We start from the raw sequence: 21,345 nt of genomic DNA, 5'->3' as shown, positions 1-21,345 counted from the left end.
TGTTCGTTAACGCCCCCGTCAAGGAGCACAGCTTGTGATTGAACCTTCCCTGTTGCAGGTCAGAGGCCTTAGCAAGACCTATCAAAACCGCACCGGCCTGTTTCGCCGCCGGGCGGTGGAAGCCATCAAGCCACTCTCGTTTGATCTGGACGTGGGCCAGACGCTGGCCATCGTCGGTGAAGCCGGCTCCGGCAAGAGTACCCTGGCACGGATCCTGGCCGGCATGATAGAGCCCACCAGCGGCGACATCGCCATCGAGGGTCAGACCCTGGTGCATGGCGACTACCAGACCCGCTGCAAGCTACTGCGCATGATCTTCCAGGACCCCAACTCCTCCCTCAACCGCAAGATCCGGGTCGGCCAGATCCTGGAGACACCGCTGCGGCTCAACACCGAAATGAGTGACGAGGAGCGCCGCGACAAGGTAATGCAGACCCTGCGCATGGTGGGCATGCTGCCGGATCACGCCCTCTTCTACCCCCAGATGCTCTCCGCCGGTCAGCAACAGCGGGTGGCGCTGGCACGGGCGCTGATCCTCAATCCCAAGATAGTGGTAGCCGATGAGGCGCTCTCCACCCTGGATATCTCGGTACGCTCCCAGATCATCAACCTGTTGCTGGAGATGCAGGAGACCATGGGGCTGAGCTATGTGCTGGTAGCCAACGATCTGGGGGTGGTAAGCCACATCAGTGACGAGGTGCTGGTGATGCACGACGGACGAGTGGTGGAACGTGGTAAAACCCTCAAGGTGTTCGCCGATCCCCAGCATGAGGTGACCCGCCGCCTGATCCAGAACTACAACAACGAATACCGCCGCTAATCCCGTGGCCGGTGCCAGTCCTGACACCGGCACTCTCCCCTGCTCACCTGCTTGAAAACGCGCAAAAAAATCCCGGCTCAGGGGCCGGGAATTGCGCTCAAAAATGATGCGTCGCTCGTAGTAGGAACATGGCCATGGTAGGCAGCCCCCTTGACATCAACAACTGTCAGATCTGACAGGCAGCCCGCTATGGAACCTGAACTGCGGATCCGGCGAGCAGACAAGCTCGGCTTCGAGTTTGCCAAAATAAGCCACCCGCTCGCTGATATCCTCACCCGCATATTGCTCGGCCAGGGCCAGATAGTCCTGATAATGGCGCGCCTCGGAGCGTAACAGGGAGACATAGAAGCGACCCAGCTCCTCGTCCAGATGGGGCGCCAGCTTGGCAAAACGCTCGCAGGATCGCGCCTCTATGTAGGCACCGATGATCAGCTTGTCAACCAGAGTTGCAGGCTCGTGGGTACGCACATGCTGCATCAGGTTGCGGGCGTAGCGGGAGGCGGTCACGGGGCCATAGGGGATGTTGCGGGCGGCCATCAGCGCCAGTACCTGCTCGAAGTGGTGCAGCTCCTCCTGGATGAGGCGCACCATGGGAAACAGCAGCGGGTTGCGGGCCAGCTCCTCAAACACGGTGCGATCGGACTCCCCCATGCTGCGCTTGCCCAGGATCTCGGCCTTCTCCGGGATGGCATCCAGCTCCCGATAGAATTCCAGCTTGGGCAGCAGATGACGTTTTCCCTTGGGCAGGCAGTAGCGACGCACCAGGCTGTGGGCAGTGAGCGCAGCCTTGTTCTCGCAGTTGGCGTGATCGATAAGCAGGGTGGGCAGATGGGCGGGATCGCGCGCCATTGCCACCCACTCATCCGGGGTCTCGCACTGCAAAAACTGGCGCACGGGGGCTAACAAGTCATCCATCTGAATTCTCGTCTGTTCTGGTTGATACGGCATTTAGTCGAGTGGATACGACAGCGCGAAGGGCGCGACAGGGTGACTATGCTAGCGGATCCCGCCGTCACTGCCCACACCCGGCTGCATAAGTGCTTTTTTTTCAATCAGATAACATCCCTCCCCCATTGCCCAGACACAACAATGGGGGCCGCAGCCCCCATCTCATCTCTGTCATTGACAACGAAAACGTTTAACTGCCTTCGTTGAAAATTTCCAGATTGCTGGTGCCTTCCTGCCACTCACGCACCGCCTTGTTGTCATCGCTGCGCATGGCGTTCAAGTGATCCAGATAGGACTGATCCACGTCTGAGGTGACATAGTGACCGTTGAACACCGAGGTTTCGAAGTGGCGCAACTCGGGGTTGATCTCCCGCACCGCTTCTTCCAGATCTTCCAGATCCTGGAAAATCAGGCCATCGGCACCAATCAGTGCACACACCTCTTCCACTTCCCGGCCGTGGGCGATCAGCTCGTTGGCGGTGGGCATGTCGATGCCATAGACGTTGGGGAAACGGATTTCCGGTGCCGCCGAGGCGAAGTAGACCTTGGCCGCGCCCGCTTCTCGGGCCATCTGGATGATCTGCTCAGAGGTGGTCCCGCGCACTATGCTGTCATCCACCAGCAACACCTTCTTGCCCTTGAATTCTGAGCTGATGGCGTTGAGCTTGCGGCGTACCGACTTCTTGCGCTGGGTCTGTCCCGGCATGATGAAGGTACGGCCTATGTAGCGGTTCTTCACGAAGCCCTGACGGTACGGCAGGTTCAGGGTATGGGCTATCTCCAGCGCCACGTCACAGGAGGTCTCCGGGATGGGGATGACCACATCCACATCGAGATCTTCCCACTCGCGCGCAATCTTCTGGCCCAGCTTGCGACCCATGTTGAGGCGGGCGGCGTAGACGGAGACCTTGTCGATGCACGAGTCGGGACGGGCGAAGTAGACATATTCGAAGATGCAGGAGCTCATCTGCGGGTTTTCCGCACACTGCTCGGAGAAGAGCTGGCCCTGCTCTGTGATGTAGATGGCTTCACCCGGCGCGACATCGCGCACCGTCTCGAAACCGATGGCGTCAAGCGCCACGCTCTCGGAGGCGAGCATGTACTCCACCTGGCCCTGCTCGTCTGCCCGACGACCCAGGATCAGCGGACGAATGCCGTTGGGATCACGAAAGCCGATGAGGCCATGACCAATCACCAGGGAGACGACAGCATAGGCGCCACGGATCTGCTGATGGGTCTTGCGCACCGCAGAGAAGATATCCTCCGGACGCAGCGCCATCTTGTCGCAGAGATCCAGTTCGTGGGCCAGCACGTTCAGCAGCACTTCCGAATCGGAGGTGGTGTTGATGTGACGACGGGCCACCTTGAACTGCTGCTCCTTGAGATCCTTGGCGTTGGTGAGGTTGCCGTTGTGAGCCAGCACCATGCCGTAGGGAGAGTTCACGTAAAAAGGTTGGGCTTCAGCGGCACTTGAGCTGCCTGCGGTGGGATATCTGACATGACCTATGCCGATATGCCCCTTCAGTCGCTGCATGTGACGCACTTCAAACACGTCCTTCACCAGGCCGTTGGCCTTGCGTTGCCGGAAGTTTCCACTGTCTATGGTCACGATCCCGGCGGCATCCTGTCCCCTGTGCTGCAACACCGTCAAGGCGTCGTAGAGGGCCTGATTGACGGGGGTGGTGCCAACTATACCGACAATACCACACATGTCTTTGCTACCTCGAAGTCACTATACCTGTTTAAGAAAACTGGATGAGTTCAACATGAACCCGAAAAACCACTGGATAACCGGTTTGAACTCCGGTACCAGCTTGGACGCCACCCACCAGTCGCTCTGGGAGAGGCTGGTGAAGGTATCCATAAAAAACAGCAGGGCACTGACGATCAGCACTCCGCGAATGGCGCCAAAACAGATGCCAAGCACCCGATCCGTTCCTGACAGGCCGGTCTTTTCCACCAGCAGCCCCACCACATAGTTCACCACGCCGCCCAGGATCAGGGTCGCCACGAACAGGGCTGCAATGGCCAGGCCGTTGCGTACCAGGGGATCGGAGAACGAGGTGAAATAGACGGCGAGATCGGGATAGAAATGGCTGGCGATAAAGAAGGCGATAAACCAGGTGACAAGGGACATGGCTTCCTTGACGAAGCCGCGCACCAGGCTGATGAGGGCGGAGAAACCGACGATGCCGATGATGGCGTAATCAATCCAGACCATAGGAAAAAGTGTCCTGCGAAATTGCGGCGCAGTCTAACAAAAACGATTGCGCAATGCTTGATAAAAATGTGTTAAATGTTCGACCGGGGGCCGGATGAAGCACTTTTTTTGGCGCCAACGCGAAGATTTGGCGCCCAAACGCACAACGCCATGGCATGGCCATGGCGTTGTGTTCATGCGTGTGTGCTTAACCTATGTGGGTCAGGCCACCCATGTAGGATTGCAGCGCCGCCGGAATGGCGATGCGGCCATCTTCCTGCTGGTAGTTCTCGATCACGGCCACCAGGGTGCGGCCCACTGCCAGACCTGAGCCATTCAGGGTGTGCAGCAGCTGCGGCTTGCCATCGATGCGGACGCGAGCCTGCATGCGGCGCGCCTGGAAGTCGGTGCAGTTGGAGACGGACGAGATCTCGCGATAGGTGTTCTGGGCCGGCAGCCACACTTCCAGATCGTAGGTCTTGGCGGCGCAGAAGCCCATGTCGCCAGTGGCCAGCGCCATCACGCGATACGGCAGCTCCAGCAGTTGCAGCACCTTCTCGGCGTGACCGGCCATCTCTTCCAGCGCATCCCAGGATTTCTCGGGGTGAACCAGCTGTACCATCTCGACCTTGTCGAACTGGTGCATGCGGATGAGACCACGGGTGTCGCGGCCGTAGGATCCGGCTTCGGAGCGGAAGCAGGGGCTGTGGGCCGTCATCTTGATGGGCAGCTCCTGCTCATCGAAGATCTCGTCGCGTGCCATGTTGGTGAGCGGCACTTCGGAGGTCGGGATCAGGGAGAACTTGCGCACCTTGCCCTCTTCTTCCCCTTCACCATTGATGCCGGTGTTGAACAAGTCTTCGGAGAATTTGGGCAGCTGGCCGGTGCCGTACAGGCTGTCCGGGTTCACCAGGTAAGGCACGTAGCACTCGGTGTAACCGTGCTGCAGAGTGTGCAGATCCAGCATGAACTGCGCCAGGGCGCGGTGCAGGCGGGCAATCTGACCCTTCATCACCACGAAACGGGCGCCGGAGAGCTTGACGCCGTTCTTGAAGTCGACGCCCTTGGCCGCTTCACCGAGATCGATGTGATCGCGCACCGGGAAGTCGAACGCGCGCGGGGTACCCCAGCGGCGCACTTCGACGTTGTCGTTTTCGTCGCGACCCACCGGCGTGGTCTCGCTCGGCAGGTTGGGGATGGCGTCGGATATGGCTTTCAGCTGGGCCAGCAGGGCATCCAGCTCGACCTTGCTGGTCTCCAGCTCGTCGTTGATCTTGGTCACCTCGGCCTTGAGCGGGGCCACATCTTCACCACGACGGGCAGCCTCACCGATGGACTTGGAGCGGGCATTGCGCTCGGCCTGCAGCTCCTGGGTACGGGACTGCAGATCCTTGCGTTTCTCTTCCAGAGCATTGACAGCCGCTACGTCCAGAACGTAGCCACGTGTCGCCAGACGAGCGGCAGCTTCATCGATCTCGCTACGCAGATATTTGGGATCCAGCATGGTTTACCTACTTTTTTAAAATGGGATCTGGGCCTGGGTCATCAGACCGGGCGAGAAAACAGATCCGGAAGTTAACATCGGTTGGCGCACCCCTATCGTCTTCAGCTTCGGGCCTTCAAAATCAGGCCTTCGAAATCAAGAAGATGGCATCAGGCCAAGACAAGCGGGGTCAGAGGGGCAGTGTATCAGACCGCCCCCCCGCGCGAACAGGGACTATTTGTGTCGTTTTTACTGACGTTACCTGCCATGTGAGGGCAAATACGCCCCCTGCTGGCCCCTTTACGATGCAAGGCTCATATAGCCCCAGGTATCACCCAGCACACTTGGGCGAATGCACATCGGCGGGCTCGCCCTGTCAGGTGTCCCGCTTGTGTGGGCTCTGTTTATCCAGCTCGTGGAGATAATCGAGCTTCTGGGCGATCTGCTTCTCGAGACCGCGATCCGTGGGCTGGTAGTACTGCTTGCCCACCAGCTCCGGCGGAAAATATTGCTCGCCAGCGGCATAGGCGCCCGGTTCGTCATGGGCATAGCGATACTCGGCGCCATAGCCCAGATCGCTCATCAGCTTGGTAGGTGCGTTGCGAAGGTGCGGCGGCACCTCGAAATCGGGCAGGTTTTTGGCGTCGTTGAGCGCCGCTTTCCAGGCGGTGTAGACCGCATTGCTCTTGGGAGCGCAGGCGAGGTAGACGATGGCCTGGGCGATGGCCCGCTCCCCTTCGGCAGGACCGATGCGGTGGAAGCAGTCCCAGGCCGACAGCGCTACCTGCATGGCTCTTGGGTCGGCATTGCCCACGTCTTCCGAGGCGATGGCCAGCAAGCGGCGGGCAATATACAAAGGATCACAACCTGCGCTCACCATGCGGGCATACCAGTAGAGGGCCGCATCGGGGGCCGAGCCGCGAATGGACTTGTGCACCGCCGAGATGAGGTCATAGAAGTGATCGCCGCCCTTGTCAAAGCGCGCCACGTGCTCCCCCACCACGGCGGCGAGCAGGGCGCTGTCGATCACCCTCTCCCCTGCCTCATTGGTCTCGGCCATGTCGGCCAGCAGCTCCAGATAGTTGAGGGATTTGCGCCCGTCACCATCCACGGCTTTGGCCAGCGCCTCCTTCACTCCGGGGGCAAAGGTGAGTGCCGGATCATTGAGACCGCGGGAGTCTGTCATTGCCTGATCCATCATGGCGAGGATGTCGTCCTTTTCCAGTCGCTTGAGCAGATAGACCCGGGCCCGGGAGAGCAGTGCGTTATTGAGTTCGAACGAGGGGTTTTCGGTGGTGGCACCGATAAAGGTGATGGTGCCATCTTCGATGTGGGGCAGGAACACATCCTGCTGGCTCTTGTTGAAGCGGTGCACCTCATCGACGAACAATATGGTACGCACCCCGCGCCAGCTGTTCTCCTTCGCCTTGTCGATGGCGGCGCGGATCTCCTTGATGCCGGAGGTGACCGCAGAGAGTCGCTCCACCTCCGCCTGACAATAGTGCGCCATCAGTTCCGCAAGCGTGGTCTTGCCGGTACCGGGCGGCCCCCACAGGATCATGGAGTGGCAGTGCCCCGCCAGGATCGCTTTGCGCAGGGGCTTGTCAGGCCCCAGGATATGCTGCTGACCTATGTACTGGTCGAGGTTTTGCGGCCGCATCCGGGCCGCCAGCGGACGAAAGTCCGACGAAAAATCCAGCGATAAATTGCTCATCTGCATTGACCATCCAGCGTCATGCCGACCGCCAGTGGCGGACAGTATGACGATAGATCCAAAGACATCATGCGGGCCGCCAGCAGGTGATGGCCCGACGAGACATCCAAAGAGAAATTGCTCATCAGCGCTGGTCGTCCAGCTCGACCCCCTTCGGGATCTTGAAGACAAATTCGTTGCCCTTGAGCACCGGCTTGCGGTTGAAACTGCTCAGGGTAAATTCGCTCCACTGCCCCTGTGCCTCTTTCACATCGAAACGACTGATGTTGTTCTGCCTGTCGAACGTGACGCGAAAGGAGGCGATCAGCTCATCCTTGTTGCGGCTGGTAACGGTGTAGACATTCCCTTCCTGGGTCACGTCATAGTGCTTCCAGAATTTGTCGTCGTTGCCGGCGATCAGGATGAAGGGGGTATTGAGCACCGCATCCTGGAGTTTGAGGGCGGTTACCTGCTCGACGAAGGGGTCATAGACCCAGACGTCCTTGCCATCCGCTACTATCAGGCTCTCGTCCGGCGAGGTAGTGTGCCAGTTGAAACGATTCGGGCGCTGCACCAGCAGATCGCCACCGGCCTTTTGCAGCTCTTTGCCCTTGCTGTCGTAAACGGTCTGGGCAAACTTGGCGGAGAATAGGCTCACATCGGCCAGCTTCTGCTTGAGGCTGCTGGCCGCATCCGCCCACACCTGACTGCTGGCAACCAGCAACACAGACCCTATCAACAGTTGTTTTTTCATCACGCTTTTCATGAGGACGTTCTCGATAAAAGGCCACACCCGATGAGGGTATGGCCAGGGTAGAGGAAGGGTGAGCCTTAGTCCCGTACCGGCGGCGGTGCCAGCACATCGCGCTGACCATTGCCGCCCGGCGAGCTGACGATACCCTGATTTTCCATCTGCTCGATGAGACGAGCCGCACGGTTGTAACCAATCTTGAATTTGCGCTGCACGCTGGACGTCGAGCCACGGCGCGACTCCACCACAAAGGCCACCGCCTCGTCAAACAGGGGGTCGAGCTCTTCGTCGCTACCACCGCCATATTCGCTGCTGCCGCCCTCGCCGCCTGACTCACCGGAGAGGATCTCTTCGATGTAGTTAGGTTCACCGCGCAGTTTCCAGTCCGCCACCACCTTGTGTACCTCGTGATCATCGACGAAGGCGCCATGGACACGGGTGGGGTTGGAGGTGCCGGCCGGCATGTAGAGCATGTCGCCCATGCCAAGCAGGGATTCGGCACCGCCCTGATCCAGAATGGTACGCGAGTCTATCTTGCTCGACACCTGGAACGAGATCCGGGTCGGTATGTTGGCCTTGATAAGACCGGTGATCACATCCACAGAGGGACGCTGGGTCGCCAGTATGAGGTGAATACCGGCGGCCCGCGCTTTCTGGGCAATACGAGCGATAAGCTCTTCGACCTTCTTGCCGACAATCATCATCATATCGGCGAATTCGTCCACCACCACCACTATGTGGGGCAGCTTTTCCAGCTCCGGCGGCATCTGATCCATGGAGTCACCCGGGCGCCACAAGGGATCCCGCATCGGTTCTCCCTCAGCAGCCGCAGCCAAGACCTTGTCGTTGTAGCCCTTGAGGTTACGCACCCCGACCGCCGACATCAGCTTGTAACGGCGCTCCATCTCGCCCACACACCAGCGCAGGGCGTTGGCAGCATCCTTCATGTCGGTGACCACTTCGGTCAGCAGATGGGGGATCCCTTCGTAGACAGAGAGCTCCAGCATCTTGGGGTCGATCATGATGAAACGCAGATCGTCCGGGGACGACTTGTAGAGCATGGAGATGATCATGGTGTTGACCCCCACCGACTTGCCCGAACCGGTCGTACCGGCCACCAGCAAGTGCGGCATCTTGGCCAGATTCACCACCACGGGCTCCCCTGCGATGTCCTGACCGAGCCCCATGGTAAGGGGGTTGCGGCTATCACGGAAAGCATCGCAATCGAGAGTCTCGCGCAGGTAAACGGTCTGGCGCACCCGGTTGGGCAACTCGATACCGACGAAAGTCTTGCCCGGGATCACTTCCACCACCCGCACACTGCTGGCGGAAAGTGATCGGGCCAAGTCCCGCGACAGATTGGTGATCTTGCTCGCCTTCATGCCAGGGGCCAGATCCAGTTCGAAACGGGTGATGACAGGGCCCGGATAGACACCGACCACCTTGGCCTGCACGTTGTAGTCGGCCAGCTTGGCTTCCACCAAACGGCCCATACGGTCCAGCTCGTCTTTGCTCATCATCTGGGTCTTGGCGGGCGGTCTGTCCAGCAGCTCAATGCTCGGCAAGGGAGGCATGCTCAGTTGCACACGGCGCTTGGGTTTGCCCGGCGTGGCGGCAACCGGTGCGACCGGCTCACCCTCGGCCCAAGGCAGATCGAATTCGTCATCCTCGTCATCGGCCGTGGTCAGGGCCGGCTGGCGACGGGCATTGGCAGCGGCAGCGCGCTTGGGTTTGGCCGCGGGTGCCGGCTCGTCATCTTCATCATCAAACTGCGGGTCGAACTGGAAGGTATCGTCATCGAGCTCCGGCAGCCACTCATCGGAGGTTGCCTTCTGGCCCTTGGCGGTACCGTTACCCTTGGGACGACGGGTCCAGCTGGAGTGCGGCTCATCTTCGTCTTCATCATCGAGCTCGAGGGCACCGACGCCCCCTTCCAGCAAGGGATCGGCTCCCTCGTAACGGGGCTGACGCCAGCCACCGGTCAACCAGCGACCCAGTGTGGTGGGGAAGTGGTAGATGGCGCTGACCGAACCGGTACAGGTGGCGCCAATCCGCTCGACTATGGTGAGCCAGGACCAGCCGGTAAACAGTGTGATGCCGGTTGCCACGAAGCAGAGCAGCATCAGATTGGCACCGACGCCGCCAAACAGCGGCACCACGGCGGAGGCGATCACGTCCCCCACCAGGCCACCGGCGGAAAAATTCTGCATGTCATTGAAGTTCATGCTGGCAATGGCGGACATGCCGAGCACGGTCAGCACGAAGCCGACGATGCGCACCGACAGGGTGAGATAGTCCACATCCAGCAGCCGGCTCGGACGCCAGAACAGGCTCCAGCCCAGTAAAACCACCAGGGGTGGAACCAGATAGGAGAAAGCCCCAAAGGTAAACATGGTGATATCGGCGAGCCAGGCCCCCGCGCTGCCGGCGAGGTTCTTCACCTCCCCTTGCCAGGAGGTCTGCGACCAACCGGGATCGGCGGGATGATAGGACAACAGGGCAAGCAAGAGATAGGCAGCCATCAGAGTGATGGCGATCAAGACGGCTTCGAAGATCCGTTGTGTACCTGATAAAGGAGTAAACAGCTTTTTATCGGCCAAACTCCGGCTCCTTTCTGAAAACATATAATGCGGGGGGATAAGGGGGCCTAGTATCCCTGAAAAGCCCACCGATTGTCAGCCAGTGCCTGATGGGCTAGGCCATATTCACAACCAACTCGATAAGAAGAAACGAGCGGACCGGCCGCTCGTTTCTGACTGTCGTGACTTGTCATTAGCCTGGCAAGCCACAGCATAACCCAACTCAACGGGTGCTGATCACCAGACGACTGCTCTGCTTGACCTCTTCCATCACCACATAGGTGCGGGTGTCATTGACGCCGGGCAGTCGCAGCAGGGTTTCCCCCAGCAGGCGGCGGTAGGCCGACATGTCGCTGACGCGGGTCTTGAGCAGATAGTCGAAATCGCCGGAGACCAGATGGCACTCCTGGATCTCTTCAAGCACCTGAACAGCCTTGTTGAACTGTTCAAACACATCCGGCGCACCGCGATTGAGGGTAATTTCCACGAACACCAGCAGAGACGCATCCAGATAATGAGGGTTCAGAATAGCGGCATATCCTTCGATATAACCTTGTCGCTCGAGGCGACGAACCCGTTCCAGACACGGTGTAGGACTCAGGCCAACTCGCTTGGACAACTCAACGTTCGAAATCCTGCCATCCTTTTGCAGTTCATTCAGAATGTTGCGGTCAATCCTGTCCAAATCCTTTAGCCGACTCTTAGCTTCCATCATTTTATTCCATCCTTTGGCTATTTTTTGGTAAGAATCACCAGTCATTTTATAATTATGGTCACAAATCCTGTCAATACCTGAATATGATAGGCGCAAATGTTACGTAACCTTGAAGCAACATAAAACACCGGTCGATAGACGAGGGATAGCATGATTATCGGTGTACCTAAAGAAATAAAAAACCATGAATATCGCCTAGACATGGTTCCGGCCAGTGTACGTGAACTGACAGCACGAAACCATACTGTTTTCGTCCAAAGCGGCGCAGGAAGCGGCATTGGCTTGGATGAGGCAGATTATCGCGCTGTCGGTGCCGATATTTTGGTCTCTGCAGCAGCCGTTTTCGCCAAGACCGGATGATCATCCAGACCAGATAACTCCGCACATCAAACATGCCTGCCCCACGGGGAACACCCCCCTCTTTAATTCCGTTGTGCCACCTGTTTGCATTGGGTCCCGGGCACTGGCCCTGTCAGTCAATCGCGGCCCCCTCTAAACCATCCGCCCGAAATGACCTGACGCTGCCGCCCATGGCGAAGAAAGTGGCTGAACGCATCTCTATTCATTCGAATAGCCCGCATGCTCCTCTTCTGCCTGACTGTCTTGGTATTCTGCTGAACGTCATCTCGCTGTTGAAGTGGTCAAGACAGGGATCAGCTGCGCAATGATGGCACCGGGCGCCACTGCGCCAAGAGTTGTCAACCATGACCATATTGTCCGCATGAAGCCGGGTTCGGCCATCGTCGGCATGACACAGATACGGGCAAAGACGAGAAGCCCCTCACCCGTACACATCCGGTTTGCGGCTTCGTCAACGAGGCAAGACCCGATAACGCAGCCGAAATACCGGGGGGACCAAGGCCATCCCGAGCGAACTCGCAAGCCCCGCCCAACCTGGCGCTGGCAAACGCACTTCTCTGAGTCAGGATCCGTCCAGAATGAACCCTTTTCACCTCAAAATGAGCATCAGCCTGCACCTATGGTCGATTGGCACAATCGACTCACTGACCTTTGACCCCATATCACGAATTACCTACAATCGCGCAAACTCATCACGTCTCGGAAATCACATCATGAGCCAAGTCACTCACAGCAAACTGCTGATCCTGGGATCAGGCCCGGCCGGTTACACTGCCGCCGTCTACGCAGCCCGCGCCAACCTGAATCCTCTGCTCATCACAGGCATGCAGCAAGGTGGTCAGCTGACCACCACCACAGAGGTGGAAAACTGGCCCGGTGATCCCGAAGGTCTGACCGGTCCAGCCCTGATGGAGCGCATGAAGGCCCATGCGGAGAAGTTCGATACCCGCATCCTGTTTGATCACATCAATGAAGTGGAGCTGACCCAGCGTCCGTTTCGCCTCAAGGGCGACAGCGCCGAATACACCTGCGATGCGCTGATCATCGCCACCGGCGCCTCCGCCAAATATTTGGGACTGCCTTCCGAAGAGGCCTTCAAGGGACGCGGCGTCTCCGCCTGCGCTACATGCGACGGCTTCTTCTATCGCAACCAGGAAGTGGCTGTGATCGGCGGCGGCAATACCGCAGTGGAAGAGGCACTCTATCTGGCCAACATCGCCAAGAAGGTGCACCTCATTCACCGCCGCGATGAGTTTCGCGCCGAGAAGATCCTGATCAAGCGTCTGCACGACAAGGTAGCGAGCGGCAACATAATGCTGCACACCCACCAGACCCTGGACGAAGTACTGGGGGATCAGATGGGCGTGACCGGTGTGCGCCTGCGCAGCACGCAGGATGACACCACGACAGATCTGCCGCTGATGGGCGTATTCATCGCTATCGGTCACCAGCCGAATACCCAGATCTTCGAGGGCCAGCTGGCGATGCAAAACGGCTATCTGATCGTGCGTGGCGGACTGGACGGCTTTGCCACCCAGACCAGCATTGAAGGGGTATTTGCCGCCGGTGACGTGGCCGATCACAACTACCGTCAGGCCATCACGTCTGCCGGCACCGGCTGCATGGCCGCCCTCGATGCCGAGCGATATCTGGACGCGCAATAAGCGCAAGGGATATAAAAGGCATGCCGTGAGGCATGCCTTTTTACGTTAAGGAGCCGGATGAAACAGAAAATATTGATTGTCGAAGATAGCATGACGATCCGTCGCATGTTGATCCAGGCCATCGCGCAGCAAACTGGCCTGGAGATTGATGCCTTCGATACCCTGGAGGGGGCACGTCACTGCCAGGGAGACGAATACGTGGTCGCACTGGTGGATCTCACCCTGCCTGATGCTCCCAGCGGGGAAGCCGTCAAGGTGTTGCTGGAGCGAGGCTTGCCAGTGGTGATCCTCACCGCCGACATCAGTGAAGACAAGCGGGAGGCCTGGCTGGAAGCAGGGGTGCTGGATTATGTGATGAAAGATTCACGTCACTCCCTGCAATACGCGGTCGGTCTGGTACATCGCCTCTATCTCAATCAGCAGATTGAAGTGCTGGTCGTCGATGATTCACGCACCTCCCGCCACCGCACCATGGCACAGCTACGCAAGCAGTTGTTGCTGGTCCACGAGGCGAGCCATGCCCGCGAAGCCCTTGCCACCCTTGAGCAGCATCCGGCCATCCGGCTGGTACTGGTCGACTACTACATGCCGGAAATTGACGGCATCAGCCTGGTACGGATGCTGCGAGAGCGCTACAGCAAGCAGCAGCTCGCCATCATAGGGATCTCGGTGTCGGACAAACGGGGCTTGTCTGCCCGCTACCTCAAGCAAGGGGCCAACGACTTTCTCAACCAGCCGTTCGAGCCGGAAGAGTTGCAGTGTCGGGTCAGCCATAACCTGGAGGCGCTTGAGCAGTTCAACAGCATTCAGGAATCCGCCAACCGTGACTACCTGACCGGGCTTTATAACCGACGCTACTGGTTCAACGAGGGGCAAAAGTGGTTTGAGGAGCATCAGCGCCAGCAGACGCCGCTCGCGCTGTGTGTCCTCGATGTGGATCACTTCAAGCAGGTCAACGATCACTGGGGTCATGCCATCGGCGATCAACTGCTCTGCCACCTCACCCGATTGCTGACCCAGTTCTTCCCCGATGCCATGATTGCCCGCTTTGGGGGAGAGGAATTTGCCCTTATGGTGCCCCATTGCACAGTGCCAGTGCTGCTCAAACGGCTGGAGGGACTGCGCCAACAACTGCGTCAGCAACCCTTGTCACGGGAGACGCCGCTGTTCGTTCGCGCCAGTTTCGGGGTAATCAATGTCGGGCGAGTCTCCATGGACGAGGCACTGAGTGAAGCGGATCGCCTGCTCTATCAGGCAAAAAACACAGGTCGCGACAAGATAGTGTCTCAGGGCTCATCTGCCTGAGCTAGATGAGTTCCGTGTAGTACCGCCCGACTGGCTCCTGCCAATGGAGACCGTCGGGTTGCTCCCCTTCCCTCTTTTCTGCTTCGCTCGATGCGCCCTGTCTCAGTAGGTCTTGTCGACTCGTACCCCATCGTCGAAATAGAGGATGCGCACCTTGTCTCCGTTCATGAATACCATGGCCGGATCGTAATCCTGGATAACGTTGACCAAGCCGTTTTGCTCGTTGCGAATGAGCAGCTCTACCAGCTTGTTCTCCACCACAGTGTCGCCAGACTGATACTGCTGCGCCGCAGCCGCGCCGGCCAGCGCCCCGACGGCGGTAGCAATTTCACGGCCGTGACCGCCGCCAAACTGGTTGCCAAGCAGGCCGCCCAAAACGGCACCACCCAGGGTTTTCCAGCCGGAATGTTCAGACTCCAGGATCTGGCGCTGGGTGATGTTGCGCACCGTCTCCACCTGGCCAAACACCACCTGATTGACGGGCCGCGCCGTGTTGCGCTCGTAAACCTGGGCCCCGGCGGGCGCAGTGACAAAGCAGAGCAAGCTGGATACTATCAGGATAATGGCCTTCATCTGTGAACCTCTTCGCCTTATGTCTCGCTATCTTACCCAATTGGATGATGCGCTGTGCTGGTTTCCCGACCCCGAGCACGCACTGGATGAACCCAACGGCCTGCTGGCGATCGGCGGGGATCTCTCCCCTGAACGATTGCTGGCAGCTTACCACAAGGGGATCTTCCCGTGGAACGAGCCCCACCAGCCGTTGCTGTGGTGGTCGCCGGATCCCAGAGGGCTCATCATCCCCGAACAGCTGCACATAGGTCGCAGCCTGCGCAAATTTATCCGCCGCACCTCATTCGATATTTCCATCAATCGCGCCTTTAATGAGGTAATAGCGGCCTGCGCCGCCCCCCGTCGCAGTGCCAGTGGAACCTGGATAAGCACGCCCATGATCGACGCCTATCGACAACTTCATCGCCTTGGCCATGCCCACTCCGTCGAGATCTGGCAGCATGGCCAGTTGCAAGCTGGCCTCTATGGCCTCTCCCTCGGCCGCCTCTTCTGCGGTGAGTCCATGTTCAGCCGCATCGACAACGGCGCCAAGCTGGCCATGGTGGTGCTCTGTCACCACTTCGCCAGCCACGGTGGTGCACTGATCGATTGCCAGATGCAGAATGATTTTCTGGCCACCATGGGGATCCAGGAGTGGCCAAGAGAGACGTTTTTGACGGCGCTGACCAAACTGAGCCGGCAGCCGTTGGCAGATAACTGCTGGCAAGCGGGGAGCATCAGCCTATGACAGAAGAAGTGATCCTAAAAGTAGGCCTGACCCCCAAGCATCAATGCAGCTATCTGGGCCATGAACAGGAGCAACTGCTGGTATTGATGGACCACAACCTGCTCAATGCCAGCGGCTATGAGCGGTTGCTGACGGCGGGATTTCGGCGCAGCGGAAATGACATCTATCGGCCCCACTGCCCCGCCTGCAGTGCCTGCCAGTCGCTGCGCATTCACAGCGAACGCTTTGTGCCGAGCCGCAGCCAGAAGCGGATCCGTCAGTTGAATCAGGACCTTGAACTGGTGCTCAGCTATGACGACAAGCCCGAATATTACCAGCTCTACGAGCGCTACATTCGCGAGCGTCACCATGACGGCAGCATGTATCCCCCCAGCCGGACCCAGTACAAGAGCTTTTTGCATTGCGACTGGATGCCGCCACTTTACCTTGAAATGCGCAAGGACAACCGGTTGATCGGGGTCGCCACCACGGATCTGCTCCCCCACTCCTTGAGCGCCATGTATACCTTTTTCGATCCGGCTCACGCCGATCGCTCCCTCGGTACCTTCGCCATTCTGAGTCAGCTGGATCTGGCCAAGCGCACAGGTCGAACCTGGTTGTATCTTGGCTATCTGGTGGAGGCGTGCCGCAAGATGAATTACAAGCGCCAATACCTGCCTCACGAGCGGCTGATACAGGGGGAATGGAAAAATATCGACACCAAGCCCGAGTAAACTTTACACATAGCCTTAAATCCGGCATGATCCAGCGGATTTTTGTTGTGGCTTATCAAGAGGATTCAATGGCTAAAGAAGACAGTATTGAGATGCAGGGCACCATTCTCGAAACCCTGCCCAATACCATGTTCCGTGTGGAACTGGAAAATGGTCACGTGGTTATCGCTCATATTTCCGGCAAGATGCGCAAAAACTACATCCGTATCCTGACTGGGGACAAAGTAACGGTAGCTCTGACTCCGTACGATCTCTCCAAGGGACGTATTGTTTTCCGCTCTCGCTAAGCCAGGAATTCAGCAAAAAACCCCAACCTCTCGGCTGGGGTTTTTTGTCGCTTTCTAACTATCAGTGCTTAGTGGGAGACAGCTTCAATATTGACCTGAAAGTCAAAGCTGAGGCTGTCATTTACCAACTCAACCTTCACTACCCCTCCATCAACCAGTGATCCAAACAGGATTTCATTGGCCAGTGGTTTCTTGAGGTGTTCCTGGATGACCCGTCCCATGGGTCTGGCTCCCATGGCCCTGTCATATCCCTTCTCGGCCAACCAGTGGCGGACACCCTCGGACACTTCAAGAGACACGCCCTTGGCATCCAGCTGTACCTGCAACTCGACAATGAACTTGTCGACCACCTGGTGGATCACCTGCATATCCAGATGGTTGAACCAGATGGTGTGATCCAGTCGGTTGCGGAACTCAGGACTGAACGTCTTGTTGATCACCGCCATGGCGTCGTGGCTCATGTCTTGTTGCTGGAAGCCAATGGACTTGCGCTGGGTCTCCTGCACACCGGCGTTGGTGGTCATCACCAGGATCACGTTACGGAAATCGGCCTTGCGCCCGTTGTTGTCCGTCAGGGTCCCGTTGTCCATTACCTGCAACAGCAGGTTGAACACATCAGGGTGCGCCTTCTCAATCTCGTCCAGCAACACCACAGAGTGGGGATGCTTGAGCACTGAGTCGGTCAGCAAGCCGCCCTGTTCAAAACCGACATAACCGGGAGGGGCACCAATCAAACGTGAGACGGTATGGCGTTCCATGTACTCGGACATATCAAAACGCAGCATTTCCACCCCGAGCGCCTTGCCAAGCTGCTGGGTGACCTCCGTCTTGCCCACCCCGGTCGGGCCGGCAAACAGGAAGCAACCCACCGGGCGGCGTTCATTGCCAAGACCGGAGCGTGACAGCCGGATGGCATCAGTCAACACCTCTATGGCCTTGTCCTGGCCAAACACCACCATCTTGAGATTACGCTCCAGGTTTTTCAGCACTTCCTTGTCAGAAGAAGAAACAGATTTCTCCGGGATACGGGCAATCTTGGCAACGATGGCTTCGATTTCCGGCACATTGATCACTTTCTTGCGCTTGCTCACCGGCAGCAGTCGCTGCCCTGCCCCGGCCTCGTCGATCACGTCGATGGCCTTGTCAGGCAGATGGCGGTCGTTGATGTACTTGGCCGAGAGTTCGACCGCAGCACGGATCGCCTTCACGGTATAACGCACACCGTGGTGCGATTCGTAACGGCTCTTGAGCCCCATCAGGATGCGGGTTGTATCATCCACGCTCGGCTCGACGACATCGATCTTCTGGAAACGACGGGCCAAGGCACGGTCTTTCTCGAAGATCTGGGAGTATTCCTGGTAGGTTGTCGACCCGACACAGCGCAGCAAACCATTGGAGAGCAACGGCTTGATGAGGTTGGCGGCGTCAAGCTGGCCACCCGAAGCCGCACCGGCCCCTATGATGGTGTGGATCTCGTCGATGAAGAGGATGGCCCCTTCTTGGCGCTCAATCTGCTTGAGCAACACCTTGAGGCGTTTTTCGAAATCACCACGATACTTGGTGCCAGCCAGCAAGGACCCCATATCCAGTGAATAGATGGTGCTACCGGCAATCACCTCGGGCACATCCCCCTTGACGATGCGATAGGCCAGGCCTTCGGCGATGGCTGTCTTGCCGACACCGGCTTCACCCACCAGCAGCGGGTTGTTCTTGCGGCGACGGCACAATACCTGGATGGTGCGGCTCAGTTCCTGATCGCGGCCGATGAGCGGGTCAATACGCCCTTCCAGCACCAACTGATTCAGGTTGGTGGCAAAGCTTTCTATCTGGGCAGCAGAGACATCATCGTCAGACTCGGCATTGTTACTGCTGTTGTCTGGCTTGCTATCTTTTCGCACTCCATGGGAGAGGAAATTGACCACATCCAGCCGGCTTATCTCGGCCTTTTTCAGAAAATAGGCCGCCTGAGATTCCTGCTCACTGAAGATGGCCACCAGCACGTTGGCGCCGCTGACCTCAGTATTGCCAGAGGATTGCACATGGAAGACAGCACGCTGCAGCACTCGCTGGAAGCCAAGCGTGGGCTGGGTTTCTCTGTCTTCATCATCGCGGGGAATAAGCGGGGTTGTTTGACCGATGAATGCGCTGATCTCTTTGCGCATCAGTTCCACATCAGCACCACACGAACTCAACGCCTCATGGGCTGAGCTGTTATCCAGCAGGGCTAACAACAGGTGCTCGACAGTCATGAATTCGTGGCGCTCGTCACGGGCCAGTTTGAAAGCCTCGTTCAGCGTCTTTTCTAGATCTTTATTCAACATAGGCACCTCCCCTAGTACAGCAACAATGTGGTGTCGTTCTCGCCATCAAGTCATCAGATTCAAGCCTTTTCCATGGTACATAGCAGTGGATGTTCGTTGTTACGTGAATAGGTGTTGACCTGGACCACTTTGGTTTCGGCAATCTCGGCGGTAAACGTACCACAGACTCCCTTACCACTATAATGCACACTCAGCATCACTTGGGTAGCCTTGTCCAAATCCATACCAAAGAACTTTTGCAGCACCTCCACCACAAACTCCATCGGTGTGTAGTCGTCGTTGTTCAGGACGACCTTGTACATGGGTGGCGGTTGCAGCTTCGTTTTCTCTGCTTGTGCAATCTCTTCATTAGCAAAGAGTTCTTTCTGCTTGCTCATAGTCGCGCTTCGGTACCTCTAGATTACTACCGTCTAACACAAGATTGTCAATAGACTTGTTAACCAGATCACATCAGTTGTTAACAACTCCTTGACTCGCTCAAAAGTTAGACTAGATTGGTTACTTGCTAATCGGCGCCCGTCTGCTATAGACGTATGCTACTAGTTATAAAGGGCTGGCGCAGGTTACTCAACGACTTCAGGGTAATCAATAAAAGGATGTAGATGTATGGCAACCGGAACAGTCAAGTGGTTTAACAACGCAAAAGGATTTGGGTTTATCTGTCCGGAAGGGGGTGGTGAAGATATCTTCGCCCACTACTCCACGATACAAATGGAAGGTTACAAGACCTTGAAAGCAGGTCAGGCAGTCAACTTCGAACTGCAGCAGGGGCCGAAAGGAAATCACGCCTCTGTCATCGTGCCAAACGAAGCACAGAACATGTAAGAGTCAAACTGGATAAATAAAAAACCCGGCGAACCGCAAGGTTGCCGGGTTTTTTATTGTGACCTTTGAGTGCGAGCGTGAAGCCAATCAGATGCAGGCTTCACCCATCATCACAGTGCCTGGTCGTGATAGTCCTGACAGGCACACAGGGTGTTTTCCATCAGGCTCGCTACCGTCATGGGGCCGACACCACCCGGAACCGGTGTGATGAAAGAGGCATGATTACGCGCCGTCTCGAACTCCACATCCCCCACCAGAGAGCCGTCAGCCAGACGATTGATGCCCACGTCGATCACCAGGGCCCCCGGCTTGACCCACTCTCCCGGAATGAAGTTTGGCTTGCCCACGGCCACGACCAGCAAGTCGGCACGACGCACCTGTTGTTCCAGATCCTGAGTGAAGCGGTGGCAGGTGGTCGTAGTGCAACCGGCCAGCAGCAGCTCCAGCGTCATCGGGCGCCCCACTATGTTGGATGCACCGACCACCACAGCATGCAAACCATGAGTCTTGACGCCAGTGGTCTCTATCAGGGTCATGATGCCCTTGGGCGTACAGGGGCGCAGTGCCGGAATGCGTTGCGCCAGACGGCCCACGTTGTAGGGGTGAAAGCCATCCACGTCCTTGTCGGGACGAATACGCTCCAGCACCTGGGTCGTATCACAATGAGCCGGCAGCGGCAGTTGCACCAGAATGCCGTCTACATCCGCATCATCATTGAGCCGATCGATCAGGGCCAGCAGCTCTTCCTGGCTCGCCGTCGCGCTCAAATCGTAAGAGCGGGAGATAAACCCAACCTCTTCACAGGCGCGGCGCTTGCTGCCGACATAGACCTGAGACGCAGGATCCACCCCGACCAGGATCACCGCCAGACCTGGCGCCCGTTTCCCTTGTGCCAACCGCTGTTGGACTTGCGCTGCGACCTGATTGCGAATCGTTTGCGCAACCTGTTTTCCATCAATGATTTTGGCAGACATCGTTCTTCACTCACCATGTGTTCAACTGCCGCGCATTGTCGCATTTTTTTGGCGCGGGTGTTAGCAGCGCTCGCTGGGCGGGCAATAAGTAGGCACTTGAATTTACTGGCGGAAAAATACGTTGACGCTGCCTTTCCCGCTTGGGTATGATGCCCGCCCGTTGCCCAGTACCGCCGCTATCGGTATGCTGGACAAGAAATTTTCGGTGATTAGCGCAGCCCGGTAGCGCATCTGGTTTGGGACCAGAGGGTCAAAGGTTCGAATCCTTTATCACCGACCAAGTTCATCGATGAGCCACCTTGGCTGATCGATACAGAGCGCCCTTAGCTCAGTCGGATAGAGCAACGGCCTTCTAAGCCGTGGGTCGCAGGTTCGAATCCTGCAGGGCGCACCATTAATAAATCCTC

At 57.7% G+C, this 21,345-nt stretch carries 19 protein-coding genes, 2 tRNA genes and 1 pseudogene; 10 read left to right on the top strand and 12 right to left on the bottom strand.

The window, feature by feature from the left end:
• Positions 1-34 precede the first annotated feature (34 nt).
• Entirely contained in the window at positions 35-820 is a 786-nt protein-coding gene (locus tag GWQ29_RS06880) for an ATP-binding cassette domain-containing protein (protein WP_275919066.1), read from the top strand.
• Between the two features lie 156 nt (positions 821-976).
• Here the strand turns inward: GWQ29_RS06880 and miaE are convergent, their stop codons facing one another.
• The 8 genes from miaE to lrp form a co-directional block, all read right to left on the bottom strand.
• Positions 977-1,735: a tRNA isopentenyl-2-thiomethyl-A-37 hydroxylase MiaE gene (gene miaE / locus GWQ29_RS06875; RefSeq protein WP_256688196.1), complete on the bottom strand. Its 759-nt coding sequence runs from the start codon at positions 1,733-1,735 to the stop codon at positions 977-979.
• A 223-nt stretch (positions 1,736-1,958) separates the two neighbouring features.
• Complete coding sequence (gene purF, locus GWQ29_RS06870) at positions 1,959-3,479, bottom strand: amidophosphoribosyltransferase (protein WP_005310748.1); 1,521 nt, start codon at positions 3,477-3,479, stop codon at positions 1,959-1,961.
• A 21-nt stretch (positions 3,480-3,500) separates the two neighbouring features.
• Positions 3,501-3,989 (bottom strand): CvpA family protein, encoded by a 489-nt coding sequence (locus GWQ29_RS06865; protein ID WP_005310746.1) that lies wholly within the window; start codon positions 3,987-3,989, stop codon positions 3,501-3,503.
• A gap of 187 nt (positions 3,990-4,176) precedes the next feature.
• Positions 4,177-5,472: a serine--tRNA ligase gene (serS, locus tag GWQ29_RS06860; protein ID WP_275919065.1), complete on the bottom strand. Its 1,296-nt coding sequence runs from the start codon at positions 5,470-5,472 to the stop codon at positions 4,177-4,179.
• Positions 5,473-5,827: 355 nt separating this feature from the next.
• Complete coding sequence (locus GWQ29_RS06855) at positions 5,828-7,171, bottom strand: replication-associated recombination protein A (protein WP_275919064.1); 1,344 nt, start codon at positions 7,169-7,171, stop codon at positions 5,828-5,830.
• Positions 7,172-7,289: 118 nt separating this feature from the next.
• Positions 7,290-7,898 (bottom strand): outer membrane lipoprotein chaperone LolA, encoded by a 609-nt coding sequence (gene lolA, locus GWQ29_RS06850; protein ID WP_219597417.1) that lies wholly within the window; start codon positions 7,896-7,898, stop codon positions 7,290-7,292.
• A gap of 77 nt (positions 7,899-7,975) precedes the next feature.
• A complete protein-coding gene (locus tag GWQ29_RS06845) occupies positions 7,976-10,495 on the bottom strand; it encodes a DNA translocase FtsK 4TM domain-containing protein (protein ID WP_275919063.1) in 2,520 nt (839 codons plus the stop codon).
• A gap of 202 nt (positions 10,496-10,697) precedes the next feature.
• A complete protein-coding gene (gene lrp, locus GWQ29_RS06840; protein ID WP_005300047.1) occupies positions 10,698-11,189 on the bottom strand; it encodes a leucine-responsive transcriptional regulator Lrp in 492 nt (163 codons plus the stop codon).
• A 150-nt stretch (positions 11,190-11,339) separates the two neighbouring features.
• On the opposite strand from lrp, the pseudogene GWQ29_RS06835 reads away from it, so the two are divergent.
• From GWQ29_RS06835 to GWQ29_RS06825, 3 genes and pseudogenes are all read left to right on the top strand, one after another.
• Positions 11,340-11,540, top strand: a pseudogene (locus GWQ29_RS06835) (alanine dehydrogenase); the annotation flags it as partial.
• Between the two features lie 722 nt (positions 11,541-12,262).
• Positions 12,263-13,213: a thioredoxin-disulfide reductase gene (gene trxB, locus GWQ29_RS06830; RefSeq protein ID WP_275919062.1), complete on the top strand. Its 951-nt coding sequence runs from the start codon at positions 12,263-12,265 to the stop codon at positions 13,211-13,213.
• A 57-nt stretch (positions 13,214-13,270) separates the two neighbouring features.
• Entirely contained in the window at positions 13,271-14,518 is a 1,248-nt protein-coding gene (locus GWQ29_RS06825) for a diguanylate cyclase (protein ID WP_059112415.1), read from the top strand.
• A gap of 102 nt (positions 14,519-14,620) precedes the next feature.
• Here the strand turns inward: GWQ29_RS06825 and GWQ29_RS06820 are convergent, their stop codons facing one another.
• On the bottom strand, positions 14,621-15,091 hold the full coding sequence (locus tag GWQ29_RS06820; protein ID WP_275908921.1) for a glycine zipper 2TM domain-containing protein: 471 nt from the start codon (positions 15,089-15,091) through the stop codon (positions 14,621-14,623).
• A 19-nt stretch (positions 15,092-15,110) separates the two neighbouring features.
• Here GWQ29_RS06820 and aat point away from each other — a divergent pair, with 19 nt between their 5' ends.
• The 3 genes from aat (at position 15,111) to infA (ending at position 16,818) form a co-directional block, all read left to right on the top strand.
• Positions 15,111-15,818 carry a leucyl/phenylalanyl-tRNA--protein transferase gene (gene aat, locus GWQ29_RS06815; RefSeq protein WP_275919061.1) on the top strand — a complete coding sequence of 236 codons (708 nt, stop codon included), beginning with the start codon at positions 15,111-15,113 and terminating at the stop codon, positions 15,816-15,818.
• Positions 15,815-16,531: an arginyltransferase gene (locus tag GWQ29_RS06810; protein WP_275919060.1), complete on the top strand. Its 717-nt coding sequence runs from the start codon at positions 15,815-15,817 to the stop codon at positions 16,529-16,531. Before aat ends, GWQ29_RS06810 begins: the two co-directional genes overlap by 4 nt.
• A 68-nt stretch (positions 16,532-16,599) precedes the next feature.
• Entirely contained in the window at positions 16,600-16,818 is a 219-nt protein-coding gene (gene infA, locus GWQ29_RS06805) for a translation initiation factor IF-1 (protein ID WP_005300033.1), read from the top strand.
• Positions 16,819-16,886: 68 nt separating this feature from the next.
• On the opposite strand, the gene clpA is transcribed toward infA, so the two are convergent.
• Complete coding sequence (gene clpA / locus GWQ29_RS06800; RefSeq protein WP_059169068.1) at positions 16,887-19,139, bottom strand: ATP-dependent Clp protease ATP-binding subunit ClpA; 2,253 nt, start codon at positions 19,137-19,139, stop codon at positions 16,887-16,889.
• 59 nt (positions 19,140-19,198) lie between these two features.
• The gene (gene clpS, locus GWQ29_RS06795) at positions 19,199-19,516 is read right to left on the bottom strand and encodes an ATP-dependent Clp protease adapter ClpS (protein ID WP_005310725.1); all 318 of its coding nucleotides are present in this window, start codon (positions 19,514-19,516) and stop codon (positions 19,199-19,201) included.
• 229 nt (positions 19,517-19,745) lie between these two features.
• Between clpS and cspD the strand changes: the two genes are divergently transcribed.
• Positions 19,746-19,964 (top strand): cold shock-like protein CspD, encoded by a 219-nt coding sequence (gene cspD, locus GWQ29_RS06790; RefSeq protein ID WP_005300025.1) that lies wholly within the window; start codon positions 19,746-19,748, stop codon positions 19,962-19,964.
• Between the two features lie 110 nt (positions 19,965-20,074).
• Here the strand turns inward: cspD and folD are convergent, their stop codons facing one another.
• Complete coding sequence (gene folD / locus GWQ29_RS06785) at positions 20,075-20,938, bottom strand: bifunctional methylenetetrahydrofolate dehydrogenase/methenyltetrahydrofolate cyclohydrolase FolD (RefSeq protein WP_265421369.1); 864 nt, start codon at positions 20,936-20,938, stop codon at positions 20,075-20,077.
• A 203-nt stretch (positions 20,939-21,141) separates the two neighbouring features.
• Between folD and GWQ29_RS06780 the strand changes: the two genes are divergently transcribed.
• Positions 21,142-21,218: transfer RNA gene (locus tag GWQ29_RS06780), tRNA-Pro, on the top strand.
• 37 nt (positions 21,219-21,255) lie between these two features.
• Positions 21,256-21,332, top strand: a tRNA-Arg gene (locus GWQ29_RS06775).
• Positions 21,333-21,345: the final 13 nt, after the last annotated feature.

The organism is Aeromonas sp. 2HA2 (assembly GCF_029237345.1).
Classification (GTDB): Bacteria; Pseudomonadota; Gammaproteobacteria; order Enterobacterales; family Aeromonadaceae; genus Aeromonas; species Aeromonas salmonicida.
This window is presented reverse-complemented; position numbering and strand designations above follow the sequence as displayed.